Annotated in this window: 25 protein-coding genes and 1 riboswitch; of the genes, 13 read left to right on the forward strand and 12 right to left on the reverse strand. The window is 69.3% G+C overall.

Annotated elements, in window-relative coordinates; genetic code table 11:
* Positions 1 to 21: 21 nt before the first annotated feature.
* The 3 genes from MKK49_RS21745 (at position 22) to MKK49_RS21755 (ending at position 1,787) form a co-directional block, all read left to right on the forward strand.
* Complete coding sequence (locus MKK49_RS21745) at positions 22 to 951, forward strand: DMT family transporter (protein ID WP_244031971.1); 930 nt, start codon at positions 22 to 24, stop codon at positions 949 to 951.
* Between the two features lie 312 nt (positions 952 to 1,263).
* Positions 1,264 to 1,494 (forward strand): hypothetical protein, encoded by a 231-nt coding sequence (locus MKK49_RS21750; RefSeq protein ID WP_056088527.1) that lies wholly within the window; start codon positions 1,264 to 1,266, stop codon positions 1,492 to 1,494.
* Between the two features lie 23 nt (positions 1,495 to 1,517).
* The gene (locus tag MKK49_RS21755; protein ID WP_244031972.1) at positions 1,518 to 1,787 is read left to right on the forward strand and encodes a BrnA antitoxin family protein; all 270 of its coding nucleotides are present in this window, start codon (positions 1,518 to 1,520) and stop codon (positions 1,785 to 1,787) included.
* A 56-nt stretch (positions 1,788 to 1,843) separates the two neighbouring features.
* On the opposite strand, the gene MKK49_RS21760 is transcribed toward MKK49_RS21755, so the two are convergent.
* Both MKK49_RS21760 and MKK49_RS21765 read right to left on the reverse strand, forming a co-directional pair.
* The gene (locus MKK49_RS21760) at positions 1,844 to 2,314 is read right to left on the reverse strand and encodes a YaiI/YqxD family protein (protein WP_244031973.1); all 471 of its coding nucleotides are present in this window, start codon (positions 2,312 to 2,314) and stop codon (positions 1,844 to 1,846) included.
* Complete coding sequence (locus MKK49_RS21765) at positions 2,311 to 3,384, reverse strand: adenylate/guanylate cyclase domain-containing protein (RefSeq protein WP_244031974.1); 1,074 nt, start codon at positions 3,382 to 3,384, stop codon at positions 2,311 to 2,313. The genes MKK49_RS21760 and MKK49_RS21765 overlap by 4 nt, the downstream gene beginning before the upstream one ends.
* 231 nt (positions 3,385 to 3,615) lie before the next feature.
* Here MKK49_RS21765 and MKK49_RS21770 point away from each other — a divergent pair, with 231 nt between their 5' ends.
* Complete coding sequence (locus MKK49_RS21770; protein WP_244031975.1) at positions 3,616 to 4,455, forward strand: aldo/keto reductase; 840 nt, start codon at positions 3,616 to 3,618, stop codon at positions 4,453 to 4,455.
* A gap of 119 nt (positions 4,456 to 4,574) precedes the next feature.
* Positions 4,575 to 5,816, forward strand: coding sequence for an OprO/OprP family phosphate-selective porin (locus MKK49_RS21775; protein WP_244031976.1), 1,242 nt, complete (start codon positions 4,575 to 4,577; stop codon positions 5,814 to 5,816).
* Positions 5,817 to 5,881: 65 nt separating this feature from the next.
* Here the strand turns inward: MKK49_RS21775 and MKK49_RS21780 are convergent, their stop codons facing one another.
* From MKK49_RS21780 to MKK49_RS21795, 4 genes are all read right to left on the reverse strand, one after another.
* Positions 5,882 to 6,442, reverse strand: a complete 561-nt coding sequence (locus MKK49_RS21780) for a TadE/TadG family type IV pilus assembly protein (protein WP_244031978.1) — start codon at positions 6,440 to 6,442, stop codon at positions 5,882 to 5,884.
* Positions 6,442 to 7,011 carry a TadE/TadG family type IV pilus assembly protein gene (locus MKK49_RS21785; protein ID WP_244031980.1) on the reverse strand — a complete coding sequence of 190 codons (570 nt, stop codon included), beginning with the start codon at positions 7,009 to 7,011 and terminating at the stop codon, positions 6,442 to 6,444. The genes MKK49_RS21780 and MKK49_RS21785 overlap by 1 nt, the downstream gene beginning before the upstream one ends.
* Positions 7,012 to 7,021: 10 nt before the next feature.
* Positions 7,022 to 8,569: a TadE/TadG family type IV pilus assembly protein gene (locus MKK49_RS21790; protein WP_244031981.1), complete on the reverse strand. Its 1,548-nt coding sequence runs from the start codon at positions 8,567 to 8,569 to the stop codon at positions 7,022 to 7,024.
* Positions 8,570 to 8,734: 165 nt separating this feature from the next.
* On the reverse strand, positions 8,735 to 10,930 hold the full coding sequence (locus tag MKK49_RS21795) for a transglycosylase domain-containing protein (protein WP_244031982.1): 2,196 nt from the start codon (positions 10,928 to 10,930) through the stop codon (positions 8,735 to 8,737).
* 207 nt (positions 10,931 to 11,137) lie between these two features.
* Between MKK49_RS21795 and MKK49_RS21800 the strand changes: the two genes are divergently transcribed.
* Complete coding sequence (locus MKK49_RS21800) at positions 11,138 to 12,004, forward strand: type 1 glutamine amidotransferase (protein WP_244031983.1); 867 nt, start codon at positions 11,138 to 11,140, stop codon at positions 12,002 to 12,004.
* A 9-nt stretch (positions 12,005 to 12,013) separates the two neighbouring features.
* Here the strand turns inward: MKK49_RS21800 and MKK49_RS21805 are convergent, their stop codons facing one another.
* The 3 genes from MKK49_RS21805 to MKK49_RS21815 all read right to left on the reverse strand — a co-directional run bounded on the left by MKK49_RS21805 (position 12,014) and on the right by MKK49_RS21815 (position 14,474).
* The gene (locus MKK49_RS21805; RefSeq protein WP_244031984.1) at positions 12,014 to 13,096 is read right to left on the reverse strand and encodes an acyltransferase family protein; all 1,083 of its coding nucleotides are present in this window, start codon (positions 13,094 to 13,096) and stop codon (positions 12,014 to 12,016) included.
* Positions 13,097 to 13,234: 138 nt separating this feature from the next.
* On the reverse strand, positions 13,235 to 13,609 hold the full coding sequence (locus MKK49_RS21810; RefSeq protein WP_244031985.1) for an HNH endonuclease: 375 nt from the start codon (positions 13,607 to 13,609) through the stop codon (positions 13,235 to 13,237).
* Positions 13,610 to 13,619: 10 nt separating this feature from the next.
* Positions 13,620 to 14,474 (reverse strand): alpha/beta hydrolase, encoded by an 855-nt coding sequence (locus MKK49_RS21815; protein ID WP_244031986.1) that lies wholly within the window; start codon positions 14,472 to 14,474, stop codon positions 13,620 to 13,622.
* 142 nt (positions 14,475 to 14,616) lie between these two features.
* On the opposite strand from MKK49_RS21815, the gene MKK49_RS21820 reads away from it, so the two are divergent.
* The gene (locus tag MKK49_RS21820) at positions 14,617 to 15,396 is read left to right on the forward strand and encodes a site-2 protease family protein (protein WP_244031988.1); all 780 of its coding nucleotides are present in this window, start codon (positions 14,617 to 14,619) and stop codon (positions 15,394 to 15,396) included.
* Between the two features lie 65 nt (positions 15,397 to 15,461).
* Entirely contained in the window at positions 15,462 to 15,716 is a 255-nt protein-coding gene (locus MKK49_RS21825) for a hypothetical protein (protein WP_244031990.1), read from the forward strand.
* Positions 15,717 to 15,774: 58 nt separating this feature from the next.
* Here MKK49_RS21825 and MKK49_RS21830 read toward each other — a convergent pair whose 3' ends face one another.
* Positions 15,775 to 16,521, reverse strand: a complete 747-nt coding sequence (locus tag MKK49_RS21830; protein WP_244031991.1) for a BA14K family protein — start codon at positions 16,519 to 16,521, stop codon at positions 15,775 to 15,777.
* Between the two features lie 193 nt (positions 16,522 to 16,714).
* A riboswitch (TPP riboswitch) is annotated at positions 16,715 to 16,823 on the forward strand.
* Positions 16,824 to 16,899: 76 nt separating this feature from the next.
* On the opposite strand from MKK49_RS21830, the gene thiC reads away from it, so the two are divergent.
* Entirely contained in the window at positions 16,900 to 18,804 is a 1,905-nt protein-coding gene (gene thiC, locus MKK49_RS21835) for a phosphomethylpyrimidine synthase ThiC (RefSeq protein ID WP_279595697.1), read from the forward strand.
* 548 nt (positions 18,805 to 19,352) lie between these two features.
* Here the strand turns inward: thiC and MKK49_RS21840 are convergent.
* A complete protein-coding gene (locus tag MKK49_RS21840) occupies positions 19,353 to 20,246 on the reverse strand; it encodes a helix-turn-helix domain-containing protein (RefSeq protein WP_244031992.1) in 894 nt (297 codons plus the stop codon).
* Between the two features lie 1,202 nt (positions 20,247 to 21,448).
* Between MKK49_RS21840 and MKK49_RS21845 the strand changes: the two genes are divergently transcribed.
* The 3 genes from MKK49_RS21845 (at position 21,449) to MKK49_RS21855 (ending at position 23,595) form a co-directional block, all read left to right on the forward strand.
* A complete protein-coding gene (locus MKK49_RS21845; protein WP_244031993.1) occupies positions 21,449 to 22,228 on the forward strand; it encodes a DUF429 domain-containing protein in 780 nt (259 codons plus the stop codon).
* 111 nt (positions 22,229 to 22,339) lie between these two features.
* Positions 22,340 to 22,885 (forward strand): NUDIX hydrolase, encoded by a 546-nt coding sequence (locus MKK49_RS21850; RefSeq protein ID WP_244031994.1) that lies wholly within the window; start codon positions 22,340 to 22,342, stop codon positions 22,883 to 22,885.
* A 17-nt stretch (positions 22,886 to 22,902) separates the two neighbouring features.
* A complete protein-coding gene (locus MKK49_RS21855; RefSeq protein WP_244031995.1) occupies positions 22,903 to 23,595 on the forward strand; it encodes a carbonic anhydrase in 693 nt (230 codons plus the stop codon).
* 350 nt (positions 23,596 to 23,945) lie between these two features.
* Here the strand turns inward: MKK49_RS21855 and MKK49_RS21860 are convergent, their stop codons facing one another.
* The gene (locus MKK49_RS21860) at positions 23,946 to 24,245 is read right to left on the reverse strand and encodes a PilZ domain-containing protein (RefSeq protein WP_244031996.1); all 300 of its coding nucleotides are present in this window, start codon (positions 24,243 to 24,245) and stop codon (positions 23,946 to 23,948) included.
* 150 nt (positions 24,246 to 24,395) lie between these two features.
* On the opposite strand from MKK49_RS21860, the gene MKK49_RS21865 reads away from it, so the two are divergent.
* Positions 24,396 to 24,938, forward strand: a complete 543-nt coding sequence (locus MKK49_RS21865; protein ID WP_244031998.1) for a hypothetical protein — start codon at positions 24,396 to 24,398, stop codon at positions 24,936 to 24,938.
* Positions 24,939 to 25,016: the final 78 nt, after the last annotated feature.

Consider the following 25,016-nt stretch of genomic DNA (forward strand, 5'->3'; position numbering starts at 1 on the left):
TCTCTCTCGCCAAGGCCGCCCGTGAACCCCGCCCTGCTCTATCCCTTCATCCTCGTCGCGGGCGCCCTCCAGGCGCTCGGCAACTCCATGAACGCGCAGCTGCGCGGCCGGCTCGTGAACCCGTGGCTCGCCGCTTCGGTGTCGTTCCTGCCCATCGTGTTCGTGTTCGCGACCCTGTTTCTCGTCATGCCGACGCCGCTGCCGACCCTGGAGACCCTCGCCAAGATGCCCTGGTACGCGCCGCTCGGCGGCGTCGCCGGCGCGGTGGCGGTGTTCGGCGGGCTCGCCTTCATCGACAAGGTCGGGGCGGGCCCGTTCAACGGCCTGACGCTCACCGCCAACATCCTGGCCTCGCTCGCCATGGACGCGTTCGGCCTGTTCGGGCTGCCGGGGAGCGGGTTCAAGGTGATGCCGTGGCTCGGCGGCCTCCTGATGGCGGTCGGCGTCGTCTTCATCGCCCGCACCACGGCCGATAAGGGCGATGAAAAGGAGTCAGGGCACGGCCTCAATCCGAAGCTGCTCTACCCGTTCATCGTCGTCGCCGGCATCCTGCAGGCCGTGGGCGTGGTCTGGAATGCCGGGCTGCGCGGCGCCCTGGTGAACCCCTGGCTCGCCGCCACCGTCTCGTTCCTGCCCGTCGTGTTCGTCTTCGTCCTCGTCTTCCTCCTGCGCCCGACGCCGCTGCCGACGAAGCAGGACGTGGAAGGCGTGCGCTGGTGGATGCCGCTCGCCGGCATCACCGGGGCCGTCGCCGTGTTCGGCGGCCTGCTCTTCGTCGACACGGTCGGGGCCGGCGCCTTCAACGGCCTGCTCATCACCGCCAACCTGCTCACCTCCGTCGCCCTCGACCATTTCGGCTGGGTCGGCATGAAGCAGGTGAAGGCCGGCCCGTCGCGGCTCGGGGGCGCCGCCCTCATGATCGCGGGAATCGTCCTGATCTCGCTGTTCTGAACGCGCGCGCGGATCGCGGCGGTGGCGGCCGCGTCCCGTCTTCGCGGCGGGGCGTGCGGATAAGTGCGGATAAGCACCGGGACGATTGGCCTTTTCCGGCCCCGCCATGCTAGACCGGACCAATCCCGCCTGAAGCCGATCCGCGCGAAGGTGTGTGGACTAGCCCTTCCCGCCGCCCGACCGCCGCTCACGCGCGGTCCATCCGGTGCGCGTCGTGACCTCATCGGTCGCCGAGCCGCGCGAGTTCGCCTCGCCGCGGCCCGCCCACGAGATCGCGCGCGATCCCAAGGAGGGGTCGAGGATAGGAATGCAATGAGCGACGAGACCGACGCCCGGACCCGATCCGAGGAGCGTGCCGAGCGGGCCGAGCGGATGGCCAAGGAAGGTGCCGAGGCCATGGCCGAGCACATCGCCTCCGTCAAAGCCGTCGACGAGCGCACGGTGAAGCTGCGCGCCCTGCGCCTCGCCAAGGAAGCCGCCGACGCGGAGGCCAAGGCCGCCGCCGCCGCGGCCGCGCCGCCGAAGCGCAAGCGGTCTTCCTGAGACCGGGGCCGGAGGACAGATCCATGGCATTCGAGCGTTCCCGCCGCCCGAGCGACCCCCGTCAGGCGGCTGAGGCCGCTTTCAAGGCCGCGACCACCAAGGCCCCCGAGGCGGCGCATGCCGCCCCGGCGCGCCCCGCCACCCCGACCGCGCCGGCAGGCTCGGCCGTGCCCGGCGCGCGCGAGATGGTGACCCTGCGGCTCGACCGTGCCGTGCTGGAGCATTTCCAGAAGGACGGCCCCGGCTGGCAGGACCGCGTCAACGCCGCCCTGAAGGCCGCCGTCGGTCTCTGACCCCTTGTGCCGTGCTTTCTTGCGACGAACCGGTATCCACTTCGTCGGAGAGCACGTCAGCCGAATCCGGCTCGCTTCAGCCGCATCACCGTGCGGTCGAGGGCTCCGAGATAGGCTGAGCGGTCGCGGGCCGAGAACGGTTTCGGGCCGCCCGTGATGGCGCCGGCCTCGCGGAGATCCTGCATCAAGTTGCGGGTGGCGAGCGCCATCCCGACGGAATTCTCGCTGAACGGCTTTCCCGTGGGCGCGATCACCTCGGCGCCGGCCTTCACGCAGCGCGCCGCGAGCGGCACGTCGGCGGTGACCACGATGGTGCCGGGCCGCGCCCGCTCGGCGATCCAGTCGTCGGCGGCGTCGAACTTGTCGCTCACCACCACGCGCTCGATCCACGGCTCGCGCGGGACCTGAAGGAAGCTGTTGGCCACCACGACCACGTGGAGGCCGTAGCGTCCGGCCACCCGGTAGGTCTCGTCCTTGACCGGGCAGGCATCGGCATCGACGTAGACGACGATCGGGGTCTCGCTCATCGCGCCGCCACCGTGCGGCGGGGCGGGGCGTCGGGCTCTGCGCGGGGCAAAGCCGCGGCGCGCTCCAGGGTCGAGACGCTGAGGGGCTGGCCGCGGCCGCGCAGGGCATGGGCCCCGAGGGACCGGGCAGCGATGCCGGGCGGCAGGTGGGCTAAGCGCGCCAGGAGGTCGTCCGAGACGAGGATCTCGGTGCCGAGCGGCCGGCACAGGGATTCGATGCGCGACGTGACGTTCACGGCATCGCCGAAATACGCGATCTTGTGGCGGTCGACGCCGACTTCGGCCGTGACCACCGAGCCGCCGTGGAGCGCCGCGCGCAGGCGCGGCACCGTGCCGAACCGGGTCCGCCACGCGTCGGCTTCCGATTCGATCCGGTCCATCACGTCGAACACGCAGGCGACGCAGCGCGCGTCCTTGAGGCCGCGCGCCATGGGCCAGGTGATCATCGCCATGTCGCCGATGTAGTCGTCCGTGGAGCCCCGGTTGCGGCGCACGGGCTCGGCCATGGCGGCGAAGACCGCGCCGAGATAGGCCTGGGCCTTGAGGTCGCCGTGCGTCTCGGCGAAGGCCGTCGAGCCGACCACATCGAGGAACAGGAAGATGCGCTCCTCCCGCACCGGGCGGTGGTAGCGCCCGACGAGGAAGTTCACGAACACCTCGCCGCCGATGAGGTCGCGCATGCGGATCACGAAGACGAGGAGCGCCGAGACGGCGAGCGAGTAGGCCAGCACCCGGGGGGTGATCTTCACGGCGTTGGACAGGCTGTCGTCGGTGAGGCCCAGCGCCCAGACGACGAGGCCGCCGAGCGCGATGCCGGCGGCGATCATGAGGACGTAGGTGAGCTCGGCCGCCGGGACGTAGAATTTCGCCGGCATCCGCCGCATCCGCGCCTGGAGGCCGCCGAGGATCAGCCCCCGGTCGAAGGCCAGGGTGGTGATGCCCACGGACAGGCCGTAGGCGAGGCCGGCCAGCGGCGTCGCGCCCCCGGCGAACAGGACGTTGTAGAGGAGGCCGGCCCCGCCGCAGGCGACGAGGATGAGGACCCAGAACCAGCGGTGCTGTGGCAGCATCAGGCGTGGTCCCGGTTCTGGGAACGGGCGCGGGACGGGAACGGAGCGGCGCTGCCCACGGGACATCCCTCGCGATGGTGCCGGCGCCGCGCGGGCGGCGCTGTGGAAGCGGAACCGTAGACTCCCTGCACACCGTCGCATGATGGCGCCAGTATGGCCGCAGCCCCTCGGGTGCGTCGAATGCCGCCCGGACGCGTTGGGATGGGACAAACGAAGGACAGGGCCGGGACGATGAGGCAACGCGCATTCGGTGCCACGGGACGGGACGTGCCGGTGCTGGGGCAGGGGACCTGGCGCCTCGACGACGACGATCGGACCCGGGCGCTGGCCGCCCTGCGGGCCGGGATCGAGGCCGGCTTGACCCATATCGACACCGCCGAGATGTATGGCGCGGCCGAGCCCCTCGTGGCCGAGGCCATCGCGGGACAGCGCGAGGCCGTGTTCCTCGTCTCGAAGGTGCTGCCCTCCAACGCCTCGCGCGCCGGCACCATCGCGGCCTGCGAGCGCTCCCTGAAGCGCCTCGGCACGGACCGCCTCGACAGCTACCTCCTGCACTGGCCGGGCTCCCATCCCCTGGAGGAGACCATCGCGGGGTTCGAGGCCCTGAAGGCGTCGGGCAAGATCCTGTCCTGGGGCCTGAGCAACTTCGACGTGGATGGCCTGGACGAGACCCTGAACATCGCCGGCCCGGGCGCCATCGCGTGCAATCAGGTGCTCTATCACCTGGGCGAGCGCGCCATCGAGCACGCCGTCGAGCCGTGGTGCCGGCGCAACGGCGTCGCCCTGGTGGCGTACTCGCCGTTCGGCAGCGGTGATTTCCCCAAAGCCAACGGCCGGGGCGGGCGGGTGCTGGCCGGCATCGCCGAGGCGCATGCAGCGAGCCCCCACGCCGTGGCCCTCGCCTTCCTGACGCGGCACGACGGCGTCTTCGCCATCCCGAAGACCGGGTCGCCGGAGCGCGCCGTCGCCAACGCAGCGGCCGGCGACCTCGTCCTGGAGGCCGCCGAAATCGCGGCCCTCGACGCCGCGTTCCCGCGCGGCCCGCGCCCGCGCCACCTGCCGATGCTGTGACGCGCCGTCGCGGGCGCGCGGGACGGCGTTTTTTCGGGCGCCTGTGGTTCGCCGGACGCCGCGCCGCGCCTGCGCGCACGCTAAAGCGCTTCCCGCGCATCCGAAGGAATTCCGCGGCGATGATCACCCGGATCGGCCTGTCGATCTCGTTCCTGCTCGCCGGCCTCGCCCGGGCCTGGGCGACCGAGCCGCCCCGACAGCCGGGCGGCGAGACCCTGACCATCGACGAGAAGGGCATCACCCTGGCCTTCCCGGAGGACGGGCCGAAGCTGCGCATCGGCGGCAAGCTCCAGCTCGATTACGGCGCCGCTTCCCTGCGCCAGTCCGGCCTGCCCGAGCCGTTCCCCGAGAACATCGCCGTGCGGCGCGCGTGGATCGAGAGCTATCTCAGCTACGGCAAGACGCTGGAGGTGGCGTTCCAGTACGATTTCGCGGAACCCCAGCGGCCGATCAACGACGCCGCCGTCGCCTATACGGGCCTGGCGAACACTCTGCTGACCGTCGGCAACATGAAGGAGCCGTTCAGCCTCGACCAGCTCATCAGCGACAACGCCACCCTGTTCACCGAGCGCTCGCTCGCCGACGCCTTCGCGCCGGCCCGCAACTTTGGCATCGCCCTCGGGCACCACGGCATGGACTGGACCGTGGCGGCGAGCGTGTTCGGCGGGAACGCCAACACCGGCATCACCCGTGAGGGGGTCGCCGCCACGGCGCGGGCCACCTACGCGCCGATCCGCACGGACGCGGCGGTCCTGCATCTCGGTCTGGCCGGCAGCGTGCGCGACCTGCCGCGCGACGCCGCACCCCTGTCCCTGTCGAGCCGTTCCGAGGCGTTCCTGTTCCGGCAGACCTTCGTCGACACCGGCGACATCCGCGACGCGACACGCATCGCCCGCCTCGGCCTGGAGGCGGCCTACCGGAACGGGCCGTTCCTCGTGCAGGCCGAGTACATCCGCACCCAGGTCGAGCGCTCCGGCGCCGGCCCCTTGAGCTTCCAGGGCGGCTACATCCAGGCGAGCCTCGTGCTGAACGGCCAGGGCCGCGCCTACAAGCTCGCGCCCGAGTACGGTGCCACCTACGCGGTGTTCGCCGGGGTGGTGGTGCCGGAGGCCGCCCGGGTGACGCGCGGCGGTCTCGGCGTGTTCGAACTCGCCACCCGCTTCAGCGCCCTCGACCTCGACGACGGCGGCCTACGGGGTGGCATCGAGCGCGATGTGACGGTGGGGCTGAACTGGTATCCCGACCGCAACATCCGCTTCGTGGCCGATTACGTCCGCTCGCATGCGAGCCCATCCGCCTTGGCCGGCGGGCGCACCGTCGACGCGGACACGTTCATCGGGCGGTTCCAGCTGTACTGGTGAGCGGGCGGCGTGGCCCATGGGGCCGATCCAAGTCGCCGTCCGATGTCGTGCCGTCCGGACGGGACTCAAGCCGTGGGACAGGATTTGCCGCCGGGCAGGATCGTCTCCGCCGCGGCCGCGCTCCCGGTCCCGCGCATGGGCCACGCCACCTGCCTCGCGAAGATGAGGCTGTTGAGCACGGGGAAGATGTTGAAGATCGGCGTGTAGGTGAAGCTCGACTCGGCCATGACGTAGCGCGCGCCCATGGTCTGTTCGGATTCGGGCGGCGCGCCGATGACGCTTCCGACGACCCGCGCGGTCGCGTTGCGCGCCACGCTGGAGCAGACCTTGGCCACCAGGGTGTTGCCCTGCTGATAGACCCCGACCGCCGTCAGCACGATGCCGGCACCCGTCGTGTTGTACGGGAAGGTCACCGCCGCACCGGCCGCGTAGACGTCGTCCACGGTGGAGACGCTGCCGCGCGAGATCAGGTCCGCCATGGTGCGGACCGAGCGAAGCAGCCCCTGGCTGGTGCCATAGGCCCGGGGGAGCTCGATGGTCCCCATCAGGATCAGGAGCAGGACCGGCGCGAGGAGGGCGAATTCGAGGGCGGCGATGCCGTCCTCGCCGGTTGCGAAGCGCCGCATCAGCATCGCCCCGTGGCGTAGGGCTCGGCGCGGAACACCGCGGTCGCGACGATGAGCTGGCCGCTCGCCCCGATCTTGCGCGGGGAGAGATCGAGGATGGTGAAGAACCGGGGCACCACCACGGCGGCGCGGATGGTCACGACGTCGTTGCCCGCCGGACACTGGAAGCGCGCACCGAAGCTCGCCGACAGGGCCTTGGCGCCCGCGTCGTAGGGATCGGAGACCGAGATCGTCGCGAAGGTCTTGGCGGTGGTGACCTCGACCTTCACGTCCGCGCAGTTGAACAGGGCCGGCCCGCTGCACAGGGCCGTTCGGAACCGCGTGGCGGCGTCGGTGCCGTCGTAGCCCTCCTGGAAAGCGCCGGTGAAGACCGCGCGGCCGGCCCGGTCGAGGTTGTTGCTGAGGGTCTGCTGAGACAGGGTGAGGAGGCTGGCCTCGAAGATCGCGCCCAGCAGCATCAGGAACGGCAGGAGCACGAGGGCGAATTCTACCGCCGTCGTGCCGTTCCGGGCGCGGGCGAAGCCGGCATGGTGGCGACGGAGCGTGGTAACGAAGCCTGCCGGCATCATGGGCGTCCCCTTACCGGGAGATCCGGAGTTCGCTGATCTGGGCACCGATGGCCCGGAAGGCCGTGGTGAGATCCGACGAATCCGCGATGTCGAAGAACATCGATGGGCTGGTGGCGCAGGAGCGGAGGAGATCGCTGGTCCCGTCGGTGACCTCGACCCGCACGGTGAAGATCTGGATGCCGGCGCTCTTCATGTTGGCGCAAAGCGTCGCGAGGCGCCCGTCTAGGGCGGCCGTCCGCGTGCCGGGGTCCGACGACACCGTGCCGACGCGGTTAGCCCAGATGTAGCTCGTGCCGGAATAGAACGAGCCGTTGCTGGAGAGCGTGTTCGAGATCTGGTTCTGGCCGTCGGTCATCAGGACCACGAACTTGCGCACGGTGGCGTCCGTGTACTCGGCGCCCTTCACCAGGGGGCCGATCGGCGACAGGGCGTGCCAGCCCCAGACGAGGCCGAGAGGAATGTTGGTGTCGCCGCTCACCGTCATGGCGCCGACGGCGCTCGTCAGCGTCGCCTTGGAGTTCGTCAGGGGGGTGATCGGCTGGAGTTCGCAGCCGGCATTGGGGCCGTAGAAGTAGCCGTTGGGGCCGCCGTAGCGGTCCGTCTTCGACACCTTCCAGGCGGTGCCGTACTTGGCGACTTGACCCTGGCGCACCCGGTTGTCGAGGACGAGCAGGCCGCTGGGGAACGGGTAGTCGGCGAGGTAATCGTTGACGGCACTACCGTCGTAATCCGACTCGTCCGGCGCGAAGTACGGCACGAACAGCGAGTCCGCGGTGGCCTGCGTGGCGGCCGTCTCGGCAACGTCGTAGGGCATCGGACGTCCCTCCACACACCCGCCCCAGGCGACGCCGAGCTTGCCGAATAGGGTGAGCCGGTTCGCCTTCGAGGCGAAGATTTGCGAGTGGTAGGAGGCGAGCCCGTCCTTGTCGATCCAGCTCGCCGCCGCGTTGCCGGCGCCGACATTGACGGTCATCGAGAACGGGACCACGGCCATCCTGAGGGCGTTCGGCTTGGCCGGATCGACCTCGGCGAAGAGGCTGTTGACGAGATCCGTGGCCGCCGCCTTGAGGTTCGCCAGCTTGGTGCCGCGCATGGAGCCGGTGTTGTCGAGGACGAGGGCGATCTCGAGGTTGCCGGACCCGCGCCGCGAGACCCCGGAGACGGAAAGCGGCATGCTGGTGAAGCCGGCGAGTCGGGTCAGGGTGGTGGGCGTCGTTCCCGTGACCGTGACCCGGATGGTGTCGCCGGAGCGCACCGTGACGACGGTCATCTCCGCCGCTTGGCTCTTCGCCATCGCGGCCGTCACCTGCTTCGTCGCCTTGTCGGACAGGACGGCATCCGTGGTCGCTGTCGGCAGCTTGGCGAGCGACAGCACCGTGGCATCGACGGCGTTCTGCGCCTGCTGGCGGGCGTTCGTATTGGTGCCGTAATCGATGACGACGCCGCCGAGCAGCAGCATCGGGATCAGCGCGATGGCGAAGATGAGGACGACCCCACCCTCAGCGGCGCCCCGGAAGCGTGCGATGCCGTTCTTGGAATGGTTGAATAACTCTACCATGAAGAGAAGTTCGCCACCATCCCGTTAAGGAATGGTTATCGGGGCGCGGGCGTACACGACGGGTCGCGCGACGCGAACGCCGTCGGCCCCACGGGCGCGATGGGCGTTCGTCCGGTCATCCCAGCCACCTCGCGGGCGGTGCGTCGCCGGTGCGGTTCGGGCCGGCTACTCGCCGACCCCGAACAGCTTCTCGAGGAAGTTGCGGTCGTCCTGGCTCGGGCCGGCGCGGCGCGGGCTGGCGGTGGCGACGCGCGGGGCCGGCTGGGGCTGAGGCTCGCCGAGCAACGCGCCGATGAGGCCGCCGCCGGTGGCGCCCGTGGTCGCGGGGGCCTCGGCCGGGGCGCGGTTGCGCCAGCTCTTGGCACCCGGCAGCATCGTCGGGGCCTGACCCTTCAGGGCGGTGGTCATGTAGGCCTTCCAGACCTCGCCCGGCAGGTTGCCGCCCGAGACCTTCTTCGTCGATTCGCCGTCGTCGTTGCCGAGCCAGACGCCCGTCACCAGGGTCGAGGAGAACCCGATGAACCAGGCATCGCGGAAGTCCTGGCTCGTGCCGGTCTTGCCGGCGAGATCCCAGCCCGGCACCTCGGCCTTCTTGGCCGTGCCGGTGACGAAGGTCTCGTGCATCATCGCGTTCATCATCGACAGGGCGTTCGGCTCGATCACCCGGCCCAGGCCGCCGTCCTTGCGCTTGTACAGAACACGGCCGTCGGCCGCCTTCACGCTGGCGATGACGTAGGGGATCACCCCGGTGCCGCCATTGGCGAAGGTGGCGTAGGCGCCCACCAGCTCCAGGGGCGTCACCTCGGAGGTGCCGAGCGCGATGGAGCCGTTGGCCTGGAGCGGCGAGGAAATGCCGAGGCGCTGGGCCGTCTGCACTACAGTCTTCGGCCCGACCTCCTGACCGAGGCGCACGGCGACGGTGTTGAGGGAGAGGGCCAGCGCATCGCGCAGGGTCACGGGGCCCCGGTAATCCCGCGAATAATTCTCCGGGTTCCAGCCCTTGATGCTGACGGGGGAATCCTCCCGCACGGTGTCGGGGGTCAGGCCGTGCTCCACCGCCGCGAGGTAGACGAACGGCTTGAACGCCGAGCCCGGCTGGCGTTTCGCCGTGGTGGCGCGGTTGAACTGGCTCTGGGCGTAGTCGCGGCCGCCGACCAGGGCCCGGATCGCCCCGTCCGGCCGCATGGAGACCAGGGCGCCCTGGCCGACATTGTACTTCGCGCCCTTCTGGTTGAGCTCGTCGACCAGGGCCTTCTCGCCCGCCGCCTGCAGGGTGGTGTCGACGGTGGTGGAAATGACGATGTCGGACTCGAACTTCGGCAGGAAGTCGTCGAGCACGTCCATGACGAGGTCGGCGACGTAATTGGCCGAGCCGCCGCCGCGCGCGCCCGCCGGCCGGGCGGGTTGCGCCAGCGCCACCTTCACGTCCGCCGGTTTGGCGAAGCCGAGATCCTCCATGGCGGCGAGCACCTGGGCGGCCCGGGCCTGGGCGGCGGGAAGGTTGCGGTTCGGCGCGAGGCGCGACGGCGCCTGGACGAGACCGCCGAGCATGGCGGCTTCGGCGAGGGTCACGGCTTTCGCCGGCTTGCCGAAGTAGCGCTGCGCCGCCGCCTCGACGCCGTAGGCGCCGGCGCCGAAATAGACCCGGTTCAGATAGAGTTCGAGGATCTCGTCCTTGGTGTACTTGTGCTCCAGCCACAGGGCCAGGATCGCCTCCTGGATCTTTCGCGAGGCGGAGCGTTCGGGGGTCAGGAACAGGTTCTTGGCGAGCTGCTGCGTCAGGGTCGAGCCGCCCTGGGCGACGCCGCGCCGGGTCAGGTTCTGGCCGATGGCGCGGGCGATGCCGACGGGATCGACGCCGAAATGCGAGTAGAATCGCCGGTCCTCGATGGCGACGAAGGCGCGCGGCAGGTAGGGCGGCAACTCCTTGATGCCGACCACCCGGCCGCCGGTCTCGCCGCGGTTGGCGAGCAGCGAGCCGTCGCTCGCCAGGATCGCGATGTTGGGCGGGCGCTTGGGCACCGCCAGCTGATCGATGGGGGGCAGCTGCGAGGCATGGTAGGCCACAAGCCCGGCGATGCCGATGCAGGCCCACAGGCCGAGCACCACGCCCGCATAGACGAAGCGCCCGATGAGCGAGCGCCGCCGGGCTTTTCGCGGCCGCGCTTTCGCCGTGGGCGGTGTGCGGTCCGGTGCGTCGGCGCGCCGGCCCTTGGTCTCGGTTGCCCGTCGTGCCACGCCGCCCCCTGCGCGATCGGTCCGCGACAGGCGCAGGTCGAGGTCGGCCGGGTTCGACGCGCGCCCCTCGGGCACGTCGAAGTTCGGCTCACCCCGCCCGTCGCGTCCGCGTCCCTTCGCCATGCGCCCCGCTAAGTCCCGAACCATCCCGCCCGTGGGACAGCTCGGTTCCGCACGGTAAATACGGCGGGTTTAAGGGTTCCTTAGCGCTGCGGAGATGGCGGAGCCCTGTCCCCGTCTTGCCGCGCGTGCGGCGACGCGCCCGGTCCGTGGGCCGGAACGGGCGGAGTTCCGCGCCGTTCACCGTGTCCTTCCCGCCAGGACCGCTCGATGCTCAATATCCTCGTCGCCGACGGCAACGACCGCGGCGGCCGCGCCCGCCATGCCGACGCCACGGGCTCGACCTCGGCGGAGTCCTACGCGGCGCTCATCGGGGACGTCGCTCGGACGCGGGGCGGGGCGTCCTGCACCTCTACCCTGATCAACCCGGCCGATGCCGATGCGGCCCTGCCCGCGGGCACGGACCTCTCCGCCTATGCCGGCCTCGTGGTCACGGGCTCGACCCTGAAGCTCGCCGACGGCACGCCCGAGACGACCCGACAGATCGACCTGATGCGCGCGGCGCTCGCCGCCGGCCTGTCGGTGTTCGGGTCGTGCTGGGGCCTGCAGGTCGCCGCCGTGGCGACGGGCGGGGAGGCCGGTCCTAATCCGAAGGGGGGCGAGTACGGCTTCGCCCGCGATCTCGCGCCGACGCGGGCTGGGCAGGGCCACCCGCTGCTCGCCGGCCGGCCCGACCGCTTCGACGCCCCGGCCATCCATGGCGATGCGGTGCTCCGGCTGCCCGCCCATGCCACGCTGCTCGCTAGCAACGCCTGCTCGATCCAGGCCATCGAGATCGTGCACGGGCCGGGTGTGTTCTGGGGCACCCAGTATCACCCCGAGACCGACCTCGATGCCCTCGGCATCATGCTGCGGATGAGCGCGTCGGAGATGATCGCGGACGGGACGTGCCCCGACGAGGCGGCCGTGGCGGCCTTCGCCGACGACCTCGCCCGCCTCCACGCCGACCGCGCCGGGCACCCGGACCTCCTCGCCCGCCACCGCCTCGACGCCCAGATCACCGACGACGCGAACCGCCGCCGCGAGATCGGGAATTTCCTCGATTTTCTCGCGATCCCCCGCCGGGCCGCTGCCTGAGCCGGCGCGTCAGGCCGGCGTGAGCACCGGCCGGGCCGGGGCGCGCGCATCGGCGATGTGGAACGCGGCCGGGCGGCGGAACAGGAACGACAGCCACGTGTGCCGGACCATCCGCTCGAGGCCGAGGGGCACCAGGATGGCGACGGCGGTGACGACGAGGCTGGCCCAGCCGACATCGGTGATCGCCCCGGTCTTGACGATGAGGGTCCGGGTCAGCGCCATGGGCAGGAAGAAGCCGAGATAGATCGCGATGGAGCGGCTGCCGCAGGCGCGGAGCGCCGCCGCCACCGGGCCGCCGGCCCGGGTCAGCAGCGACGCGCCGGCGACGATGGCGAGCGCGCCGACGCCGCCGAGGACGAGGCTGAGGCCCGGCAGGCTGGCGAGCGTCGGGTAGGCGGCGGTGCCGGACGGCGTGAAGGCCAGCACGCCCTCGACCACGGCCCAGAGGGCGAGGCCGATGAGCGCCGGGCGCGGATGGGCCCGCACGCGGGTGGCGAACCCGAAGATCCGTTCGGCGAACAGGTAGCCGATGACGAACCAGACGTAGCGGGCGCAGAACTCCTCGAGGAGGTAGATGTCCGTCCGCACCGGCACGACCTGCAGCAGGGCGGCGCCCGTGAGGAGCAGGGGCCACGGCACCCGCCGCAGCAGCTTCGTCACCACTGAGAACACCGCCAGCAGGTAGATGAACCACAGGCTCGAATACGGCTCGACGAGGGTCATGGCGAGGTGCCGCGCGAAGGCGCCCGGTCCGGCCCCGTCCGTGATGGCGCCGTACTTGGCGAGCGACTGGATCACCACCCACAGGAGATAGAAGTAGGCGAAGTGGACCACCCGGCGGTCGGCGAACAGGCGCCAGTCCCGGTCGATGACCCGGCCGAGGAACAGGCCCGACAGCAGGAAGAAGTCGGGGATGCGGAACGGCTTGGCGAACGCCACCACGTGGTGGAGGAAGCCCTCGCTCCCGAGCCCCACCGCATTCATGGCCTCGCCGGTGCCGAGGGTGGAATGCATCATCACCACGAGGACGATGCACAGGCCCTTGGCGACATCGACCCAGGCGAGCCGCCCCGCGTTTGCCCCCTGTTCCATGATCCCCGTGCTCCCGCCGCTGGTCCGGGCGCGACTGTCGCGGCGGATTCGTGAAAGGACGGATACCGGTCGGGGGGATGCGCCGGGCCGCGTCGGATCGTGGCGAAGGCCGGGTTAAGCGGATCGCCGGAAAACCGATCAGGACGGCTCGCGCCGGCCGGCCTTGCGGGTGCGGGTCATGCGGGTGGCCGCGTGGAAATCGTCGGGCTTCGTCCGCACCCAGGCGACGAAGCGGGCGATCTCGGTGTCTTCGCGCAGCGCCTGCGTGTCGGCGAGGCGCCGGGCGATCTCGGCCTCGCTATAGCGGGCGTGGATGGCCGAGTGGCAGATCTGGTGCAGGCGCACGGTACCGGCCTTCGCGCCGCCCTTCAGCTTCGGGGTGAGGTGGTGCAAGCTCGACTTGGCGCGGGGCGGGATCGGGCGCTCGCACAGGGGGCAGATCACCGGCGCATGCGCGGGCGGCCCCTGGGTGGCCGGATCGTCCGCGCGCCAGCGCCGTTCGCGTCGTCCCATATCGCTCCCCTCAGGGGGCCGCGAGGGCGGCCGCCGAGTGATCCCCCGTGGGGGCGGCGGCCAGCTGGACGATGGCGTCCCGGAACGTGGACTGCGCCGCCGCGTCGCGCTCACCGAGAATCGATACGTGGTCGCCGGCGATCGCCTCCAGGCGAGCGCGCGGGCCGGCGAGGGCGGCGAGGCGCCGCGCGAGCGCCAGGGGGATCACCCCGTCCTGCAGGCCGTGCACCACGAAGACCGGACCGGACGTCCCGGCGATGCGCAGGTCCGAGCGATAGGTGTCCCGCAGGAACAGCCGGGGCACGAGCGGGTAGCGCAGGCCCACGAGGTGACGCAGGGAATCGAACGGCGCTTCGAGGTAGAGGCCGAGATGGGGCCGGCGTTCCGCCACCGCCACCGCCACGGCTGCCCCGAGGGAGTGGCCGTGGAGCAGGACCGGCGCCCCCGGCGCCCATGCGGCGACGGCGTCGCTCGCGGCGAGGCCGTCGCGGATAAGGCCGTCCTCGCTCGGGCGCCCCGTCGAGCCCGGATAGCCGCGATACGCGATGGCGAGGACACCCCAGCCCGCCGGCTCCCAGGGCCCCGCGGTGAAGCGCCCGGCTGCGGATTCGGGGGCCGAGGCGTTACCGTGGAAGCTCAGCACCACGCCGCAGCCGGGTCGGGGCGGGCGCCAGAAGCCGAGGAGACGCTCCCCGTCCGGCGTCGTTAGCGTCACCGCCGCCGTCCCGTCGGGGGTGGGCCGCGCCTCCCCTTCGGCGTGCCGCGAAAAGTAGGCGCCGGGGTAGATCAGGTGGCGCTGGAACGCCACGAGCGCACCCAGGATCGCGGCGGGGAGACCGAGGACGACGAGCAGGAGCAGGCGCATGCGGGGCGTGTCTCGCCGGGGTTCTGGTTTTGCAGAAATTGGACGCAGAGCTAGGGGCTGGACTTCTGCGTGTCACCAGCGATGTTGCGTCGCGCCGTCCGGGCGCGGGCCGTCGGCGGTCCGCGGCGGCGCGGGGACCGGGATGCAGCAGACCACATCACGGGAGACCGGCGGCCGGACGGACCCGAGCCCGGGCGTCAGCGTCAACTTCCTCCTCGTCGCGCTCCTCGTGTGCGCGCTCGGCTTCGCCATCGGCGGCGGCCTCGTGGAGGGTTCGGGGGCGGCTTTCGCGTTCGTGATGACGTCGTGGGTCCTGGGCCTGTGCCTGCACGAGTTCGGCCATGCCTACGTCGCCTGGAGGGGCGGCGACACCGGGGTGCCGGCGAGCGGCTATCTCAGCCTCGATCCACGCCGCTACGGAGATCCGGTGGCCTCCCTCGTGCTGCCCGTCGTCTTCACGATTCTCGGCGGCATCGGCTTTCCGGGCGGGGCGGTGCGGCTCGACCCTCAGGCCCTGCGCGGCCGGATCTGGCCCATGGCCGTGGCCCTGGCCGGACCGGCCATGACCCTCGTGTGCCTCCTCGGCCTCGTGATCCTCTATCACCTGTCGGGTGAGGACTCGACGACCCTGCGCGCGGTCCTGGCCGTCACGGCCCTGTTCCAGGGGACGGCCCTCGTCCTCAACCTCATGCCGATCCCGGGGCTCGACGGCTACGCCGCCCTGCGGCCGTGGCTGCCCGGAACCTGGCAGGCGCTGGGGGATGCGGGCGCCCGCCATGCCGGCCTCGTGCTCACCGCCCTGTTCCTGTTCTCCGGCGCCTTCAGCCGGACGCTGTTTCGCGTCAGCCTGCGCCTCGTCGCCGAGGCCGGAATCCATCCTGCCGACGTCGTAGCCGGCTACCGCCTGATCCGTCTTTGGTAGGGCCCTTCGGGTTTCGTGATAAGGCGATCCATGTCCGGAGGCGATCCCGCCCGGCGGAGACCGCGATGGCCCTCAAGACGACGTTCCTGGTGCAGACCTTCGTGATCAAGCGCAAGCGCCTCGTGCCGGGCGACCGTGAGGTGGCACCCACGGAGAGCGGCGCGCTCAAGAAGGCGGAGGCCATGGCGGCGCGCTTCCCCGGCACCGCGGCCATCCGGGTGGTTGCCGACGACGAGACCGGCGAACTCGAAGGCGCCACCATCCTGGCCCAGTTCGGCGAAGTGCCTGACGATTTCGCTGAGAGCCTCCAGGGCTCCTGACACGAAAAAGGCCCCGGCGCGGTTCCAGCGCCGGGGCCTTTCTTACGTCGGGCCGGTGTTACTGCGGGCAGGCGTGGCGGCGGCCGTCATTGCCCAGATAGGTGCCCGAGCGCTGGTCGTACGACCGGAAGCGCTGGATGCAGTAGGCGACGTCGCCGCCCTGAGGCGCAACCTGGGTCTCGACGTAGCCGGCCGGGGCGTAGCCACCGCCGTAGGCACCGTAGCCACCGCCGTAGCCGCCGCCACCGTAACCACCGCCGTAATAGGCCGGCGCGTAGCCGCCACCGTAGTAGTCGTCACCGTAGAATCCGCTGCCGAGGCCGTAGCCGATGCCGGCTCCGGCGAGTCCCAGGCCGACGCCGAGGCCGATCCCACCGTAGCCGCGACGATAGCCGTAGCCGCCCCGGTTGCCGGCGAACCCACCGCGATAGCCGCCGCGGTTGAACCCGCCGTAGCCGCCGCGATTGCCGCCGAAGGCCGTCCCGTTGCCGAATCCGGCCGCCGTCAGGCCGCGTCCACCACCGAAGCCGCGACCCGCGAGACCCTGGCCCGCAAATCCCTGGCTTCCTCCGAAGCCGCGCCCGGCCAGGCCCTGGCCGCCGAAGCCGCCGCGGAATCCACCGCCGGCCATGCCGCCGCGGAACCCGCCGCCACCGCCGCCAAAGCCACGACCGCCACCGCCGAAGCCGCCCATATGGCCACCGCCGCCGCCACGGAATCCGCCGCCGCCGCGGGCATCGGCGGATGCGGGAATGAGGATGAGTGCACCGACCATGGCGGCCGATGCGAGAAGGATGCGATTCATTTCGATTTTCCTATGGCTTAGGCCATTCATGGAGAGCGAACGCACCGCGAGGCAGGAAGGTTCATGCTGGGCCGGATGGTGCGTCGTCCGGTCTTCCGGAATCCGAAGCCTCGGACGCAACAAGGGCCGCGTGCCGGACCGATGCAGCACCCGATGCAAAGATTGACAAACCCGAGCCCACGCACGAGGCTGGAACGATTCCGAGGGGGGCTCCGAGCACGGGGGCTGAGATTGGGCGCGCCGCCCTGACCCTTGAACCTGATCCGGTTCGTACCGGCGGAGGGACGGGAATGTTTTCGCCGCGCAGTCACGCGGTTTTCCCAGCCCAATGCTGTTCTTGACGAATCCGGGTCGCCTCCAACGCCAGGAGCACGCCCGATGAACAAGCCCGTTTTGCCCCAGGATCTGCCGCAAGGCCTTCCCAAAGGATCGCCGCACGCGGTGACCACCGGCCCGATCATGGGCTCGCGCAAGGTCTACGCGGCGGTGGCCGGGCACGACGACATCCGGGTGCCCTTTCGCGAAGTGACCCTGAGCGACCCCAAGGAGGCGCCCGTGCGGGTCTACGATCCGTCGGGCCCCTACACCCAGACGGACGCGCCCATCGACCTCAACGCCGGCCTGCCGCTGATCCGCGATCCGTGGATCGCCCGGCGCGGCTACGCCACGGTGACGCCGCGCGCGGTCAAGCCCGAGGACAACGGCTTCGTGCCGGAGGACAAGCTCGTGGCCCCGTGTCCGGCGACCCGCCTCATCCGCAAGGCCGGCCCCGGCCAGATGGTGACGCAGTACGAGTTCGCCCGCGCGGGGATCATCACCGAGGAGATGATCTACGTCGCCCACCGTGAGAACCTGGCCCGCGAGACGATGCTGGAGGGGGCGCAGGCCGCACTCAGTGACGGCAACAGCTTCGGCGCCGCCCTGCCGGCCTTCATCACGCCCGAGTTCGTGCGCGATGAGGTGGCCCGCGGCCGGGCTATCATCCCGGCCAACATCAACCACCCCGAGGTGGAGCCGATGGCGATCGGCCGCAACTTCCTCGTCAAGATCAACGCCAACATCGGCAACTCAGCCGTGACATCGTCGGCGGCCGAGGAAGTGGAGAAACTGGTCTGGGCGACCCGCTGGGGCGCCGACACGGTCATGGACCTGTCCACGGGCCGCAACATCCACAACATCCGCTCGTGGATCGTGCGCAACTCGCCCGTGCCCATCGGCACCGTGCCGATCTACCAGGCTCTGGAGAAGGTCGGCGGCGATCCGCTGAAGCTCGACTGGGAGGTGTTCAAGGACACCCTCATCGAGCAGGCCGAGCAGGGCATCGACTACTTCACCATCCACGCCGGGGTCCGCCTCGCCCACGTGCCGCTGACCGCGCGCCGCGTCACCGGCATCGTCAGTCGCGGCGGCTCGATCATGGCGCGCTGGTGCCTCGCCGGGCACCGCGAATCGTTCCTCTACGAGCGCTTCGACGAGATCTGCGACATCATGCGTGCCTACGACGTCTCGTTCTCCCTCGGCGACGGCCTGCGCCCCGGCTCCATCGCGGATGCCAACGACGCGGCGCAGTTCGCCGAGCTCGAGACCCTGGGCGAGCTCACCAAGATCGCCTGGGACAAGGGCTGCCAGACCATGATCGAGGGCCCCGGCCACGTGCCGATGCACAAGATCAAGGTGAACATGGAAAAGCAGCTGGAGGAGTGCGGCGAGGCGCCGTTCTACACCCTCGGGCCCCTGACCACGGACATCGCCCCGGGCTACGACCACATCACGTCGGGCATCGGGGCCGCCATGATCGGCTGGTTCGGCTGCGCCATGCTCTGCTACGTCACGCCGAAGGAGCATCTCGGCCTGCCCAACCGCGACGACGTCAAGGAAGGCGTGATCACCTACAAGATCGCCGCCCACGCCGCCGACCTCGCCAAGGGCCATCCGGCGGCGCAGCTGCGCGACGACGCGCTGTCTCGTGCTCGGTTCGACTTCCGCTGGGAGGATCAGTTCAACCTGTCGCTCGATCCCGACACGGCGCGGGCCTACCACGACGAGACGATGCCGAAGGACGCCCACAAGGTCGCGCATTTCTGCTCCATGTGCGGCCCGAAATTCTGCTCGATGAAGATCACGCAGGACCTGCGCGCCGAGGTGCTCGCCATGGAGGCGGCCGGACAGGTACTGGGCGAGGCGACGCCCATGAGCCAGGCCGAGCGCGAGGCCGGGATGGCGGCCAAATCCGCCGAGTTCCAGGCCGAGGGCGGCAAGCTCTACGTGGACGCGGCGGAGTAGGACGGACGAGCCCCCTCGGGCCCGGCCCCGGCCGGTCCCACACGATGACGAAGTGTGCCCCCTCTCTTCGCTTGCGGGGAGGGGGGATGCGCGCGCCTACTCTGTTCGATGGGCTGGCCGCTCACGCAAAGCTTGGATATCGCTGTGCCGTTGCCTCGCCATCCGGGAGCCGATACCCAACGGTTGGTGCCTGACTCGATGGTCTGTGTTGGTTGGAGAGCAGTGTGGCGACTTTCGGTCGTGCAATGCCTTGAAACGGACAAGGGACTTGGCTGCGGGCGTCCAACAAGTTTATCGAAGTTTCTTACCGAGTACCGGAATTGCAATCAATCCGCTGGCAGCAACGGGCCGAAAATAGAGGCTCAAGCAGAACTCGCGAGCCGCGCAATCAATAGCTTTGGAATCGTCGTGCAGACGAATTTGGACGATGGTTGTGGCCTGCCACTCGAAGAGTGGTGCGCACTCCGGAACGGCTTTTGATCCTGGTGAACGAAAGCGAAGGCAACGCATCCCGGGTCCGAGGAAACTATTGTCAAGTGGAGCGGTCTCTAAACACTTGAGGTGGCCACGTGCCGAAATTCGCGCGGCGTCATACCAAAGCGATCTTTGAAACGTCGGCTGAAGTGAGTCGGATTGGAGAAGCCGCAGTCATAAGCGATCACCGCAATCGCGAGATGGTTGCAGGCGGAATCACTCAGACGCAGTCCAGCGGCCTTTAGCCGACGCTCCCAGATCCAGTCCGAGATGTGTTGCCCCTGGCTATGAAATAGTTCCTGCAACCGTCGCAGCGATATTCTCATTGCGGCTGCGACCTGCCGCGGATCGAGGGTCGAATCTCCTAAATTTTCCTCTACGTAGGCTTTGGCGCGCTGAACAACGACTGTGCCATATAAACTCAAAGGTAAATCCTGTGCCAGACGTTCAGCGATGCTTGCCACAATGAGATCGACGCCGATCTTTGAAAGGCGGCCGGCCGTGTCTGGGGCGAGGTTGTCAGTCATTCCAACAAGTTCTTTGAAGAAACTTACCGTCAGCGCGGCTCCGGGAGAAGCCGGTCCGACTGGAATGGCTGTATAAATCTTTGTTGGGCCCAGAAAATTTTCCAGATGATCGCGCGGCAACTCCAGTACGAGCGATCTGTCTGTGGGGCTTGACTGGTGAATATTTGGGCGTCCGCCAAGTACGATGATATCGCCGGGCCTTTGGACGGCGTCGCGACCGTCCTGCGAACTGCCCGATAGGCCGGCGAGCTGGATCAGGACAAACACCGTTTCGGTGTTTTCCCGCTGTCGAAGTGTCGTTGGTGTCACCTCAGTCTGGAGCGCACTCTCGGAAATCCGAGTGATTCGAATATCTCCAACATCGGCTGTTTCGATTCGCCCATGAAACGGTCCGTCATGGATCTGCTTTTGCTCAACCGGCCCGATGCGGTCGTAGAGCATTTCTCTCCACATTCGGAACCTTTGGTCGGGCTTGATACCCTCAGTAGACAGTACGGTTTTCATAAGGGCGCTCTTTCAGGTCGAATGTTGTGAATATGATTAGAGCCAATGTATTTCGGCAGCATACGAAATATTTTTATTAGTGAAAGCAAGACTGATTAAGCTCGAAACTCATGCGAATTTCTCTTCAGGCGGTTGTCGCGCAGATAGAAATTTTTCGCAGGCTCACAGTTGAGCGGAGTGCGGATCATTCGCCTATATCAGATAAATCGCTGAAGAATAACCATCTGAGTCGAATCGAATATCCCCTAAATATGTAGGTCAAAAATCGATCGCCAAACGATTCTTAAGATCTTATATCTAAATATTACGACGATATAAATCGCTTCCAGTGAAATATAAATATCTCAAAGATCGATTCTTTTCATGGTGAGACATGCGTGCGCGGCCTGCGATTTTTCTCCACGTGTATGAAGCGACCGCCGTTTGCCAGGGTTGGATCGATTCTGTTGAAAGCGCTGGGCGTTGTGCGTCGGGTATGGAATGATTCACTCCCGTCGGGAGACGGGGGTTGAAGCCGATGATGGGACCTCGGCAAGACGATCGGGGTGCTCTGTCCTACGCGTTCTCGCTCGCCACCGATGTCTCGCCGGCCATCTGCTGCGCACCATCGATCGGCCCGCCGAGCACGATAAGACTGCGCCGGGAACTCGCCCCTTCTACGCTCCGGCGGCCGTCCCTCCATCGATCCCGCGAGGATGATCGACTATCGGCCAGAATGTGATGTTCTCCGAGGCCGAGCCGTTCGCCCGGACGTTTGGTGTTTCGTCCGAGGGCGCACGCTGATCCGTCCAGACGGGATCGTGTGCTGGCGGGCTGGCGAAGTTCCGGATAGTCCGGCGACAGCCTTGCTCGAGGTGATGCGGCGGATGGCAGCTCAATCGGTCTGAGCGGTCGGCCAGGCCCTCAACCTGTCCGGCGAAGCGGCGGATAGCGGCACCGAGCGCCTCGACGTTCAGGCGCAGCGTGACGGTTGGGTGCCGGCTGTTCATCCCACCATTAAGGATGTCCGCTTTCGCATGGGCCCACGCGAGAGAGAAGCGACCGAGCCGGGCGGAAGGCGGACTTAAGACATGGATGCCACCTGGGGGGATACTGACCGCCGGAGGAGGGCGTGCACGGCGTTCGCACCCGCCGCACCGATGTCCCTGATCGCGGCGCAGGGGCCGTCCCGCTGGATCGCCGGCCTCGACGGGTGCCGGGGCGCCTGGGCCGGGGTGCTGCTCCACCTTGACGACGGGCGCCACCGTGCGGACCGGTTCGCCACCGTGGCCGACCTCGTCGACGCCCCCGAGGCGCCGACCTGCATCGGCATCGATATTCCCATCGGCCTGCCCGACCGGGTCGAGGGCGGTGGGCGCGTCGCCGACCGGGCGGCGCGGGCCTATCTCGGCAAAGGCCGCGCCAGCGTGTTCCCGATGCCGCCGCGCGCGGCCGTCTACGCACCGGATTACGAGACCGCCAAGGCCCTGTCGCGGGCCGCGAGCGACCCGCCCTTCGCCCCCTCGATCCAGGGCTGGAACATCTTTCGCGGTGTGCGCGAGGTCGATGCCCTGCTGCGGGCGCGCCCCGGCCTCAGCGAGCGCCTCCACGAGGTCCATCCCGAGATCGCGTTCCGGCGGCTCAACGGCGACCGGGACCTCGCCGCCCCGAAGAAGCGGCCGGACGGACGCGCCGCACGCCGCGCGCTGCTTCTCGGCGCCGGTCTGCCCGAGACCCTGATCACGGCACGCCCCGCCGGGATCGGCGCCGACGACCATTTCGACGCCCTGGCGGCCCTCGTGGTCGCGCGCGATATCGCCCTCGGCCGCGCCGTGCCGATGCCCGACCCGCCGGGGCGCGACGCGTTCGATCTCCCCATCGTGATCTGGGCACCCGGTGACGTGCTGGAAAACACTGGCCCGCCGACGGTTTGTTGCTAAAGCACGGTCCGACGAGGTGAAGACCGACGCGGACGAAGAAAATTCAATTGTCTGAGGGAATAAAATATTTTTCGTGATCCGGGATTACGGACAATACTTCGGAGTGGACCCATGACATCACACGCCTCCGAGCTGCGCGCGCCCGATTTCACGAACCCGCCCGTTCGCGACATCGCCCGCGCCCTCGTGTTCGATCCGGCCGAGCGCCTCCTCCTCATCGCCTACGAGTCCGTCCGGCCCATCGATCCGGCAGCACCGGACGCGCGCACCTTCTGGTTCATGCCGGGCGGCGGCCTGGAGCCGGGCGAGACCCATGCCGAGGCGTGCCGGCGTGAACTCGAAGAGGAGATCGGCGTTGCCGATGCGCTCATCGGTCCGCAGGTCGCGGCGTGCGAGGGTCCCTTCCACCTGTTCCGGACGTCGCGCCATGCCCGCGAGCGCTACTTCGTGGTGCGTCTGGCCGACGACCGGATCGATACGCGCCGTCTCGCCGAGACGGAGGACAACCCCGTCCTCGGCACGCGCTGGTGGACCCTCGAGGAACTCGAGGCGACGTCCGAGCGGATCGAACCCGCGGGGTTGGCGCAACTCGCCCGCGCCATCGCCGGGGGCACCATTCCTGCAACGCCCGTCGCCCTGACGTGGCACGGCTCATGAGAAAGGCTGATCAACAGATGACCACGCAACAGGCCCGCACGTTCCCCGAGGCGCTCAAGAACGGATACCGCTCGTTCCTCGACGGCCGCCTGCCCGACGAGGCCAAGCGCTACGCCAAGCTCGCCAAGGGACAGGCTCCCGAGGTGCTGCTCATCGGCTGCTGCGACAGCCGCGTCTCGCCCGAGGTGATCTTCGACGCGAGCCCCGGCGAGCTGTTCGTCATCCGCAACGTCGCCAACATCGTGCCCCCGTGCGAGCAGGGCGGCGAGTATCACGGCACTTCGGCGGCCATCGAGTTCGCTGTCCAGGCCCTCGAGGTGAAGCACATCGTCGTGCTCGGCCACGCAACCTGCGGCGGCATCAAGGCCTTCGCCAGCCCGTCGAACCCCCTGTCGAAGGGCGACTTCATCGGCAAGTGGGTCTCCCTGGTCGGGCCGGCTGCCGATCGGGTCGAGAACCAGACCGGGCCGGATTACCTCACCCGTCTCGAATACGCGATGGTCGCCCAGAGCCTCGACAACCTCATGTCCTTCCCGTTCATCCGCAGCCGCGTCGAGAACGGACAGTTGTCCCTGCACGGTGCGCATTTCGGCATTGAGCGCGGCGAACTCCTCGTGCGCGACCCCGAGACCGGCGATTTCAAGCCCGCCGTCGATCGGGCCGGCAAGTCCATCAGCCCGACCGCGCTGATCAACTGCACGGAGCCGTAAGCGCGACGTTGGCCGATCATCCCGATCGACGGGGACGAATTGTCGATCGGGATGACGTGGCGAAGCGAGCGCGGTGGCTCGGCTGGCAAGGTCCTCGCCGGAAGACGCTGCCATGCCGTGCCCGCCCGCCTGCTTCGCTGGGTTCATCCCGGCGTCCACAGCGCACGGCCCCGTGGTGCTCGGGCTCGACGACACGATCGGGCGGCACCCCGGGGCCACGCCATCCGCCACGCCGCACGAATGGCCAAAGTCGCGCCGCGTGTCCCCAACGAAACTTCCGTTGCGTCGCATGCCCGGAATGGGAACTGACCGTGAGGGGGAGTTCTGTCGGGCACGCGGAACGCGCCGCGTCAGGGCGCTGCGTCGTTCGCCGTCACGAATCGCACCCCGGCGACCTCGCCCCTTTGCCAGCGCAGGCGAACCGCGACGGTCCGCAGGTCGTGGGCGGCGATGACGAGGTCGAAGGCGTCCGGCAACCGAACCGGCCGCGACAGCACGATCTTGGCGCCCGCCGGCGAGAGATCGCGCACTACGCAAGGGAGGAGCGTGTCCGGGCCCAGCACGATCCGGCCCTGCTGCATCACCCGATGGCGTCGGCGCGCGCGCGGGGCATCGGCGCCCCGGGCCGTTCCGTCCTGTTCGTCGCCCATCCGCCCAACCTCGCACCCGTCGCGGCGGATATCGGCTCATCATCGTTAACGGTCCATCCCCCGCGAGGCCGTCCGAACGCCGGTGTTAACCTTTTGTAAACCATATCCGCACAACGCTAGCGGATCAGGAACCTCTTCTCTCCAGGCGCCATGCCCGTCCGCCTCACCCCCGCTCCCGCCTATCGTCGTCCGCTGGCCGGGGCGCAGGCCCTGCGGCGCGCCCGGGACGCCGCTTTCGAGCGCGCCGCCATCGGCATCTGCCTCGGGCTCGCCGTCGTCTCCAGCGGGTTCGCCGCCTACACCATCACGGGCGGCACCCGCGACTACGCCGTGCAGCGCTTCCTGCCGGCTTCCATCGGCGCCTTCGCCTGGAAGAAGCCCGTCTCGCCCGTGCGGACCGCCGCCCTCGACCTCGACCCCACGACCACTGGCGCGCTGCCCGACCGCCCCTCCGGTCCGGAGGCCGCCCGTCCCGACCCGGTGGACCGCATGGAGCCCGGCGTCGCGGCGCGCGGCTACGTGCTGCGCCGGGTCGCCGGCGACGGCGCCTGGGTCGAGGGCCCGAACGGCCTGAGGCAGATCGTGCCCGGCGCGGTGCTGCCCGGCGCCGGTCGGGTCATCTCGATCCAGCCCACGGGCGCCGGCTGGGTCGTCGTCACCTCCGAGACCATCATCGGGCCGACACGGCTCTGACCATCGCTCCTCACCAAGGCCGGATCGACGGATGATCTCCCGCGCCGCCCCTATCCTCGCGCGCGCGCCTCGGGCCGC

This window comes from Methylobacterium sp. J-090 (assembly GCF_022829345.1).
Taxonomy (GTDB): Bacteria; Pseudomonadota; Alphaproteobacteria; order Rhizobiales; family Beijerinckiaceae; genus Methylobacterium.

Excerpts from the sequence above, each read along its gene's own strand:
- MKK49_RS21850 (WP_244031994.1), top strand. The coding sequence starts at position 22,340 with ATGACATCACACGCCTCCGAGCTGCGCGCGCCCGATTTCACGAACCCG.
- MKK49_RS21755 (WP_244031972.1), top strand. The coding sequence starts at position 1,518 with ATGGCATTCGAGCGTTCCCGCCGCCCGAGCGACCCCCGTCAGGCGGCT.
- MKK49_RS21865 (WP_244031998.1), top strand. The coding sequence starts at position 24,396 with ATGCCCGTCCGCCTCACCCCCGCTCCCGCCTATCGTCGTCCGCTGGCC.
- MKK49_RS21760 (WP_244031973.1), bottom strand. The coding sequence starts at position 2,314 with ATGAGCGAGACCCCGATCGTCGTCTACGTCGATGCCGATGCCTGCCCG.
- MKK49_RS21765 (WP_244031974.1), bottom strand. The coding sequence starts at position 3,384 with ATGCTGCCACAGCACCGCTGGTTCTGGGTCCTCATCCTCGTCGCCTGC.
- MKK49_RS21860 (WP_244031996.1), bottom strand. The coding sequence starts at position 24,245 with ATGGGCGACGAACAGGACGGAACGGCCCGGGGCGCCGATGCCCCGCGC.
- MKK49_RS21770 (WP_244031975.1), top strand. The coding sequence starts at position 3,616 with ATGAGGCAACGCGCATTCGGTGCCACGGGACGGGACGTGCCGGTGCTG.
- MKK49_RS21775 (WP_244031976.1), top strand. The coding sequence starts at position 4,575 with ATGATCACCCGGATCGGCCTGTCGATCTCGTTCCTGCTCGCCGGCCTC.
- MKK49_RS21845 (WP_244031993.1), top strand. The coding sequence starts at position 21,449 with ATGTCCCTGATCGCGGCGCAGGGGCCGTCCCGCTGGATCGCCGGCCTC.
- MKK49_RS21830 (WP_244031991.1), bottom strand. The coding sequence starts at position 16,521 with ATGAATCGCATCCTTCTCGCATCGGCCGCCATGGTCGGTGCACTCATC.
- MKK49_RS21800 (WP_244031983.1), top strand. The coding sequence starts at position 11,138 with ATGCTCAATATCCTCGTCGCCGACGGCAACGACCGCGGCGGCCGCGCC.
- MKK49_RS21805 (WP_244031984.1), bottom strand. The coding sequence starts at position 13,096 with ATGGAACAGGGGGCAAACGCGGGGCGGCTCGCCTGGGTCGATGTCGCC.
- MKK49_RS21780 (WP_244031978.1), bottom strand. The coding sequence starts at position 6,442 with ATGCGGCGCTTCGCAACCGGCGAGGACGGCATCGCCGCCCTCGAATTC.
- MKK49_RS21855 (WP_244031995.1), top strand. The coding sequence starts at position 22,903 with ATGACCACGCAACAGGCCCGCACGTTCCCCGAGGCGCTCAAGAACGGA.
- MKK49_RS21840 (WP_244031992.1), bottom strand. The coding sequence starts at position 20,246 with ATGCTCTACGACCGCATCGGGCCGGTTGAGCAAAAGCAGATCCATGAC.
- MKK49_RS21820 (WP_244031988.1), top strand. The coding sequence starts at position 14,617 with ATGCAGCAGACCACATCACGGGAGACCGGCGGCCGGACGGACCCGAGC.
- MKK49_RS21790 (WP_244031981.1), bottom strand. The coding sequence starts at position 8,569 with ATGGTAGAGTTATTCAACCATTCCAAGAACGGCATCGCACGCTTCCGG.
- MKK49_RS21795 (WP_244031982.1), bottom strand. The coding sequence starts at position 10,930 with ATGGCGAAGGGACGCGGACGCGACGGGCGGGGTGAGCCGAACTTCGAC.
- MKK49_RS21825 (WP_244031990.1), top strand. The coding sequence starts at position 15,462 with ATGGCCCTCAAGACGACGTTCCTGGTGCAGACCTTCGTGATCAAGCGC.
- MKK49_RS21785 (WP_244031980.1), bottom strand. The coding sequence starts at position 7,011 with ATGATGCCGGCAGGCTTCGTTACCACGCTCCGTCGCCACCATGCCGGC.
- thiC (WP_279595697.1), top strand. The coding sequence starts at position 16,900 with ATGAACAAGCCCGTTTTGCCCCAGGATCTGCCGCAAGGCCTTCCCAAA.
- MKK49_RS21750 (WP_056088527.1), top strand. The coding sequence starts at position 1,264 with ATGAGCGACGAGACCGACGCCCGGACCCGATCCGAGGAGCGTGCCGAG.
- MKK49_RS21815 (WP_244031986.1), bottom strand. The coding sequence starts at position 14,474 with ATGCGCCTGCTCCTGCTCGTCGTCCTCGGTCTCCCCGCCGCGATCCTG.
- MKK49_RS21810 (WP_244031985.1), bottom strand. The coding sequence starts at position 13,609 with ATGGGACGACGCGAACGGCGCTGGCGCGCGGACGATCCGGCCACCCAG.